This is a genomic window from Candidatus Bathyarchaeota archaeon (genome assembly GCA_026014465.1).
Taxonomy (GTDB): domain Archaea; phylum Thermoproteota; class Bathyarchaeia; order Bathyarchaeales; family Bathycorpusculaceae; genus JADGNF01.
The window spans coordinates 1-8439 of the sequence record JAOZID010000007.1; the positions used below are offsets into that span (position 1 = coordinate 1).

Below are 8439 nucleotides of genomic sequence, written 5' to 3' on the forward strand. Positions count from 1 at the left end.
CAACGTTTCTGTATAACATGCAGCACCAGCCAAGCGTTTTAGAGGTTCACGACCATTACTACGGCGGTTTTGCCCAAGCCGTAACCATAACAGACACTTGGCTGCCAGAGATGCACATCGTCGACCTCTATGGTTTGATTGGACTCAAAATGCTCTATGACCAAACAGGTAACCCCCAGCTTCAGACCATGATTAACGACGCAACAAGTTTTTACCGCTCTGGTTTTGAGGAACTGTACAGCCGATATACCCCGCCTCCGAGTGGGGATGGTCAGTGGCACAGAGTTGGTGAATCTGATGTTGTCTATGACGACGATTTTGGTTACGCGCTTAATGGACTGTTTTTTATCGAGGGCTGGAGCAGTTCCGTGCAAAAAGTTTACGAAACAATCAACGCCATAGGCCCCAGCGCAGACCACCCCGCATATTTTCCTGAGATTTGTTGGTCAGGCTACGTTGATGTTGTAGACAAGAAGGCGGACAGCAACTACTACGACTGCGTAACAACAGGAATTTTATGGCAACTAAGGTCAGCTTATGACAAGTCGGCGTACGAGTTCAGCTATAACGTCGTAAACGGTCACGCGGAGGAGTTCATGTTTTGGGGCACCAAATTTGATGACTACGGTTTTGTGGAAAACAAAAAATCCGTTATTACGGTTTCGTGGCTTGGACTTTTGTTTCTTAACTACCACCAGCCAGCAACCAGTTTCAGCAAAATTTTGGGCAACTACGGCGAAACAGTAACCCTGTATCAGGTGACACAAAACCAGCCAACCACACAATACGGCGAAGGCATAGCAATCAAAGCCCTAGTTTGCCCAGCAAGAACCGACGAAATCGTGTATGAGCACGGTTACGTTTCTACGGATTATGTTACGGTTCACACGTTTGCGCCTATCCGCAGCCACCACAAGCTGCGGGTCAGGGGCGTTGATTATGAGGTTGGTCCAGTAGAAAGTTACAGTTTTCATGGTCAGCTGCTGTCGCGCAGGTCAGTTTGCAGGAGGCTAACAACCTAATGACGGAGATTGAGGACCCAACAGTTACGCTCACAAGGTTGTTGGACAAGAACATCCGCGTTGTAAACGATGACGGCTCGTTAGCAAAGATTTGTGTATCTCCTGAGTGGGTTGACCGTGAACCCCTAAAGAATGTTGACGGTCAGGTAACGGTTGGTTTAGAAAGCAGCGAAGACCAAAAACTGAGTTTGTCTGCCACGCTTCGCCGACGGGTCGGGTATGAACGGGTTAAAATCTGGGTGTCGGACAAGGCGGGTTTTGATGGAAGAAAGGTTCGCAACAAGCTGAGGCAGGAAGTTAACCGGGTTATCCGAGAAAAACGGACAAAACCCAACGAAACAGTGTATAACTATGTTAACGTCGGCTCAGACGTAGCAGGAAACGGGGCGTACTACGCAGAATCAGCATACGAGTTAACCCCAGACGACAATAGCTGGACCGAGTTTTCGGCATCTGATTACGAGAAACTTTGGCAAAGCGATGATAACAGGTTTAGTTTTTCGCAGTCTGACGACGACAGCTACTCCCAGTTGCTGTTTCGCTTAAAGGTTGAATCCAACAAAAAAACGGTCAAAAAAATTTCACTCAAGTTTGAGGGCTATGCTACCGCGCCAGGCGGTAACGGTGTTACGGTCAAGGTTTGGAACAGCCAAACGTCCGAGTGGCAGAACACTCAAACAGGCACGGGTGCAGGCGACGAAGAGCTTACCATAGTCGTAGAGTCGTCGGTTTCTGATTTTGTGGATTCGGATGGTTACGTGTTTTTGCTTGCTAAGAGTTTGTATCCAAGTAACGGTGCATCGGCTGCGGTTGTCTTCTGCGACTTTGTGGATTGTTTGGTTGCGGTTGAGGGCATCTGCTACGTTGACGTGGTCTCGTACAGGGATGTGGACGAGTTGCGTGTGAAGCCCGTTGTTTGGTGCACGTTGTTTGTTGTGAAAACTTGGTTGTTTGAAAATATCACGGTCACATAAATTTGGAGATTGAAAAAATTGAGTACACCAGTATATGGAGCCCATGAAACAAAGGCGTTTTACGTCGTGGAATCAACCTACGGCGTAACACCAGCAGACCCGTCCATGACAGGGTTAGCAACAGCACAAACAGTGGAGCCAAGCCTGAACCCCGGACACATAAAAGTCAGAGGCTCAGGTTCCCGCGACCTGCAAGCTATCCGTAAAGGGTTGCGGCAGGTTGGACTAAAAATCGGCTACAACTTGCCAGCTGTTTCGCCTATCGACTTTTTGTTGAATGTCCAAACCTTGGATTCGTTAACCATGGAGGTAACCTACGAGAAAACGGGCAGCATAGTTGATTTGGTTTACACGGGTTGCAGATTCAACACCGTAACCGTGGAATGCTCAGTAGAAGATTTGCTCAAAGCAACTGTTGATTTAATTGGACAAAACGTAACCGTGGGAACAGACAAAATCAGTGGCGCAAGCTATGCGGATCATTCTGGGGCGGTGCCGTATTACGAGAGTTACGTGAAACAGGACACATCAGCTCTTGAGCATGTTACAGATTTTCGGTTTAGCATAGAAAATAACCTGAAACGTGTTCCGGTAATCCGCGCATCTGATGGAGATTTGCTCAAGTATCTGCCCGAAAGGCACCGTAACTGCAGCGGCGAGGTTACTTTTGAGTTTGAAACAAAAGACGAGTTCGACGACGTAATAAACGATGCAGAGTTCGATCTAGAGTTTGGTTTAGGCTCAAGTAACAAAGCGGTTTTTAGTGACTGTAAATGGGACCAGATTTCGTCGCCTACCAGAATAGAGGATTTGGTTTCGGTTAAGGCGCCGTTTGTTGCAAGGAGCGTAGCAATCAGCTAAACGTTGGGTGGTTTTGTTGAGAACTGAAACTGTTGAAGTAATCGGCTGGTTTGGCAAAGAATACGAAGGAACCTACGTTTTCAAGGAGATTTCGTGGGCAAAACGTAACCGCATTATCCAAAAGTACACCAAGTATCATCCGCTTACGGGTCAGGTTGTTAGTAGCGACTATGTGGCGATTCAGGCGGAGACGATTTGGGCAAGCCTGAAGGAGCAGCCTGAAAACAGTCCGATATCGCTTGAGAAGTTGCTGAGTGAGGATGATGGTGTTCCGTTTGAGCTTGGTGAGTTGTTTAGCCAAACCGTGAACGGGCTTTGCAATGTTTCGGTTGATGAGACTCGTTTTTTATCCGAGCAATCCGACGAGGAAAACCGCACCCAGCGGTCACGGAGTTTAGGCTCTGCAAAGAGTTCGGGTTCACGCCAAAGATGCTCGGGGAGCAGTCGGCGAAAACAGTCCAAACGTTTGTGTTGATTTTGAACGAGTTAGACCGCCAAGCCCAAGAAGAAAAAGAGAAGATGGAAAGGAAAACAAAATGGCAACGGTAGACGTAACCTACACAGTTGAAGGTGCAGAGGAATTCAAGGCTGCAATGCAGCGGTTAGATTCTGCTATGACCCAGAAGGTGCAGCAGCAACTCCATGAGTGGACGCAAAAGGTTAAGGCGTCTGCAGGTAGGCGGGTTCCTGTGCGGACTGGGCATCTTAGAAGGTCGATTTATGCTAAAGTTTTTGATTGGGTTGCCGAGGCGGGTGCTGATGTTGCGTATGCTGCGGCTGTGGAGTTTGGGACTCGTTACATGAGGGCGCGTCCGTTTTTGTTTCCTGCGGTTCAAGAGTATCTGCCTCAACTGGAAACCGTAATCTGCCAAGCCATTGAAGCCGCAAAACGGGAGGCTGGGCTGTGAGTTTTCGGGAAATCGCAGTCACGGTCAGGGCAGTTAACCGTGCAAGCAACGAGTTCAGCAGAATCCAAACCGACGCCCAAGCACTTACGGCTAGAATCAAAAGTTTGGGTTCCGCTGTTGCAGGTTTGGGTGCTGCGGGTATGGCTGTGGGCTATGTTGCGGAGCAGTTTGGTGTTCTTGACGCCGAGCAAGCCAAAGTGGTGAACGGGACGATGCTTGTTGTTTCGGTTATGGGCACGTTTATGCGCACCAGCGTGGGTGTTGCGGTTGTTCAGAAGGTGTATGCTGCGGCTTGTTGGGTTGCTACTGCTGCCCAGAACGCATTGAACATCAGTTATGCCACGTTTTTGGCGTTGACTGGGGTTGGTGTTGCGGTTATTGTTGCTGCGGGTGCGGCTATGTTGCAGTTTGCTTCCCAGATGGATGCCGCAACATCTTCGGTACAGAACTACAACGAGGCGTGGACACAAACCAGCGGTTACAGCCGAAACATAATCCGTTCAGGGGATGTGGAAGCGTTCAGGCGGAGGGGTGTTGAATGAGTATAGACTTGCCTGTTGTTGCCGCTGTTTTTGGTGGGGTTACTCCTCCGCAGGGTGACATACTGGATTTGCAGGTGCATCTGGGTTGCACAAACGAGGTTTCCAGTTTTTCGTGTCTGCTGCAAAATTTTGACAAAAAATACACCGACACATACCCGATAACGGTGGGGGTTGACGGTAGCATAAGCATAGGCAGAGGAACCAACTGCCCACAAATAGCCACGGTTCGGGTTGAAGAGGTCACCTGCGAGTCCTCGGCGGTTGAGAACTATTTGCGGGTTAAAGGTCGTTGCTGGGGTGAGCGGCTGTTTCGTCGTGTGATTACTAAAACGTATGAGAACCAAAAGGGCGAGGCAATCGTCAAAGATTTGGTTGACTATTATGTTGGTTTAAGCCATGTGCGTAATTCAACGGAGTTAATCGAGAACACGGATACAACTTACACGTTGTTGGATTACGAGAACACGCCAGTTTTTGATGTTCTAAAATACATCGCGTCTTCGGCAGACAAAAGTGGTGTTGTTGGTTTTGATTTTCGTGTCGAGCCTGATGCAAAGTTTGCGTTTTTTCCTAAGAACACCAAAACCAGTTCGGTTAGTTTGTCCGATGTGATAGAGCAAAGCGAGTTTCAGCGGGACATTCACAGGATAAGAAACAGAATCATGACCTACGGTGCCCAAGAAAAACCGTATCCGCTGGATGTTGATGGACAAAAATGGAGCGACTCGTTCACCGAAAACCTAACGCAGGTAAACTACTGGCTTGAGCACCCCTCTGGCAAGTGGGAACCCACAACTGGCAACACAACAATGAGCATAGAAACTTCTAACGTGTTTGCGGGTTCGTACTGTGTTAAGGCAACTTGTACGGCGTACATGTATTATGTTTCGTTTTGGTGGGTTGTTCCCGCTAACTACGTGAACGCAAACCAGTATCCGGCAATCGTTTTTGCCATTAAAGCGGACAACAGCCACACGCTGAACCATGTTCTTGAGTTGCGTGACGGAAGCGGCGACGACAACGTGGCTTGGAGAAGTTTTTCGGTTCCCAACACGGGCGACTGGGGTGTAATCAAGCTTGAGATGGGAAAAAACCATCTGGATGAGTGGACGGAGAGCATCTTTAACACCAGCGATTTTCGTTGGGACCTGATTCGTGGGGTAAGGTTTGTTGTTAACCAGAAAAGCAGCCAATACGGCGACGTTTGGGTTGACATGTTTCATTTTGGAAACGGGCGATGGGAGGCAAGGCAGCCCCCTGCTGTGTCTGAGCCAACAGCCAGCCAAACAGCGTATGGTGTACGCGAGTTAGTTGAGGTGGACGAAGAGCTTCACAGCAACAACGAATGTGACCTGCGTGCCAAGGCGTTGCTTGCACATTTGGAAACCCCTGCGGATTCTGTTACTGTGAAAACCACGGTTTTGGATTACGGCACGGATGTTTTGTTGCCTGCGGATAAGATTCATGTAACGCTTCCGAACGAGAACGTGGATTCTGATTACCGTATCATAAGCGCAGAATACAGGGTTAATGCTGCGTCTCAGACCCTTGAGGTTGTTTTAGAGCTTGGAAAAGAAACGCCGCTGCTTGCGGATTACCTGTATAGTCTGCAGAGCAAGAGCAGCGCATTATCACGTTATAAAAAAGGACAATAAGAAAATGAAAACTGAAGAAAAAAAGAAAATAAACAAACTACAGTTCGGCGACCTTGTTCGCGTCTACTGGCTGGACGCAAGCGAAGCCATGGGCAGAACAGGAGAAGGCGGGGAACCCCACTTTGACACGCCAGTAGCCAGCATCGGACACTACGTAGGAGTAAAAGGAAAACGGGCACAACACCTGATTCTGCTAAAAGACATCTTCCAGATAACCGAAAAAACCTACGACCTAGTCTACAACTGCATCCCAGTTGGCATGATAGAAAAAATCAACGTCCGACGCAAAGAGGACCTTGAAACAGAATACCACGAAATCATCAAACAAAACCTGATGAAAATCAAAACCAAAAGCGGACACTTCGTCAAAGTCAAATGCAGGTGGCAAAAGTGAAAGAACAAATTTCGAAACTTTTCACAAAAAAGGTGCTGCTAAAATCTGGACGAAAAACCAAACGCGTCGAAATCCCACCCAGCAAAACACTACTATACGGAGTCTACGTGGCAACCGCCATGCTGGTTGTGTTAACGGTTCTAGAAGTAACACACATGATGTTTCTGGGCTCATTTAACACAGAAATCTTCGCCACCATCACTTTGGTAGTTGGAACGCTTCTTGGAACATTTTTCGGGCAAAAGGTGTGAACATATTTGAAGACTAATAGCAGAAGTATGTTGAAAACTACCTTTTTTCAGAAAATCCAAAGGACAACAAAAAAGTTCAACTTGAACACGCAGGAACTGCGCGCAGACCTGATTTTGGACCTGAAAGTTTTAGCTGAGATGGCTCAGGAGCAGGCAACCAAAACCAAACGAGGAAAAAAACCAAGCAAACAGCAACAGAAGTGGGCACATTTAGCTGCGTACATCAGTCGCAGCATCAACTTGATTGCCAAAGAGTACGACACGGGCAAAATCAAGGAAAAACTTGACGAGTTAAGGAAGCTAATAGATGACGAGCTTGGAGAGGCAAACCCAGAAGCTTGAGCAACAAATCAAGCAAAGGATTCAAAGCAAACAGCCCAAGTTCCAAGACGACCCCATAAAATTTTTTGAAGAAACTTTAGGGTTTCAACCAACCAAATACCAACAACAACTTAGCGAATATTTCTTAGAAAAACAGTTTGTCGCAGCAAGATGGTGCAGACAAAGCGGAAAAAGCCACATAATCGCCGCACTTTTGCTGTATTATGCATTAACCAACCCAAAAACATCCATAGGCATAGTAGGACCAAGCTACCGCCAAGCCAAACTCATTATACGAAAAATCACGGGATTTCTCAGACTATTGCCAAAAAACGCTGCAGTAAAGGCACGAAAAACGGTAGTATACTTTGGCAACGGCAGCGTCATAGAATGTTACCCAAACAACCCCGACACAATCAGGGGACCAACCCTGCATCTGGTCTACTGGGACGAAATGAACTTCACAGCCAACGACGAAGAAATGTACGACGCCATCCTCTTCACATTGGGAACAACCAACGGCAAGTTCGTCTGTAGCAGCACCCCGTGGAGCACAGACCACGTGTTTTACAGGATTTTTAACCACCCAGACTTTGACGACTTCGCAAAATCGCATGTCACTTGGCAGGACGCCGTGGAACCAAACGGTCCGCTCAAGAGCCAGATTCTGGAGAAAATACGAAAACAGTTAACAGGTGACCCGTGGCGTTGGCACAGGGAAATGGAAGCCCAGTGGGCAGAAGACGAAAGCCGCTACTTCCCGCAGGAGCTTATCACCAAATGTGTTTGCGGCAACTTGGTTTACGCAAGTTTTGAAAGACACCTTTCGGGCAGGTTCTGTGTTGGCGTAGATTTGGGTAAAAAACGTGACCACAGCGCCGTAGCCGTTGTACAACTATGTCCCAGCGGCGAAGTACGCCTAATTCATCTGCACAGATTCAAACTTGGTACTCCATACGCCAGTGTCATCGGCTATGTTAAAGCATTAACAGACCGCTACGCAACTGTGGAAGCAATTTATGTGGATCAAACAGGAATCGGCGAATACGTAACCGAGGACATGAAAACCATAGTAACCAACACCAAAGGCGTGGTATTGACGGGACAAAGAAAAGAAGAGATTCTAAGCCACCTACGTGAACTGATGCAAACCGCCAAACTTTCGATTCCGTACGACAGCCAGCTAATCGCAGAAATCCACTGCGAAAAATTTGAACTCACAAAAGACGGACACACAAAATTCAGTCACCCAGAAGGCACACACGACGACAGGCTCTGGGCGCTAGCGTTGGCGTGTATGTCGACGCGGAAAACTCAAAGTCCATCCAAACTGGTCAGGGCGTGGTAGGAATGAAAGAAGTTTTCAAAATCACAAGACTAACAAAACGTTACGACAAAAAAACAGGCACCTTCAAAGTCAACATCTCCTACAAAACACGAACCGACATAACCGACCGAACAATCAAAGTCGCCGAAGCCTTTGGCATCGGAGTAGACAACTACCAAGAACA

General features: G+C 47.7%; 11 protein-coding genes. All 11 read left to right on the forward strand.

Annotated elements, in window-relative coordinates:
- Positions 1-1022 (forward strand): hypothetical protein (locus NWF04_02000; protein ID MCW4005363.1); only part of this gene is annotated, 1022 nt, incomplete at its 5' end.
- A complete protein-coding gene (locus NWF04_02005) occupies positions 1022-1996 on the forward strand; it encodes a hypothetical protein (protein ID MCW4005364.1) in 975 nt (324 codons plus the stop codon). The genes NWF04_02000 and NWF04_02005, both read left to right, overlap by 1 nt.
- Positions 1997-2014: 18 nt before the next feature.
- Positions 2015-2857, forward strand: coding sequence for a phage tail tube protein (locus NWF04_02010; GenBank protein ID MCW4005365.1), 843 nt, complete (start codon positions 2015-2017; stop codon positions 2855-2857).
- Between the two features lie 16 nt (positions 2858-2873).
- A complete protein-coding gene (locus NWF04_02015; GenBank protein ID MCW4005366.1) occupies positions 2874-3332 on the forward strand; it encodes a hypothetical protein in 459 nt (152 codons plus the stop codon).
- A 61-nt stretch (positions 3333-3393) separates the two neighbouring features.
- Complete coding sequence (locus tag NWF04_02020; GenBank protein ID MCW4005367.1) at positions 3394-3765, forward strand: HK97 gp10 family phage protein; 372 nt, start codon at positions 3394-3396, stop codon at positions 3763-3765.
- Positions 3762-4307: a hypothetical protein gene (locus NWF04_02025; GenBank protein MCW4005368.1), complete on the forward strand. Its 546-nt coding sequence runs from the start codon at positions 3762-3764 to the stop codon at positions 4305-4307. Before NWF04_02020 ends, NWF04_02025 begins: the two co-directional genes overlap by 4 nt.
- Entirely contained in the window at positions 4304-5962 is a 1659-nt protein-coding gene (locus tag NWF04_02030) for a hypothetical protein (GenBank protein ID MCW4005369.1), read from the forward strand. The genes NWF04_02025 and NWF04_02030 overlap by 4 nt, the downstream gene beginning before the upstream one ends.
- 4 nt (positions 5963-5966) lie before the next feature.
- Positions 5967-6356 carry a hypothetical protein gene (locus NWF04_02035; protein MCW4005370.1) on the forward strand — a complete coding sequence of 130 codons (390 nt, stop codon included), beginning with the start codon at positions 5967-5969 and terminating at the stop codon, positions 6354-6356.
- Complete coding sequence (locus NWF04_02040; GenBank protein ID MCW4005371.1) at positions 6353-6607, forward strand: hypothetical protein; 255 nt, start codon at positions 6353-6355, stop codon at positions 6605-6607. The genes NWF04_02035 and NWF04_02040 overlap by 4 nt, the downstream gene beginning before the upstream one ends.
- Positions 6608-6634: 27 nt before the next feature.
- On the forward strand, positions 6635-6949 hold the full coding sequence (locus NWF04_02045; protein MCW4005372.1) for a hypothetical protein: 315 nt from the start codon (positions 6635-6637) through the stop codon (positions 6947-6949).
- Positions 6915-8276 (forward strand): terminase large subunit, encoded by a 1362-nt coding sequence (locus tag NWF04_02050; protein MCW4005373.1) that lies wholly within the window; start codon positions 6915-6917, stop codon positions 8274-8276. Before NWF04_02045 ends, NWF04_02050 begins: the two co-directional genes overlap by 35 nt.
- Positions 8277-8439 lie beyond the last annotated feature (163 nt).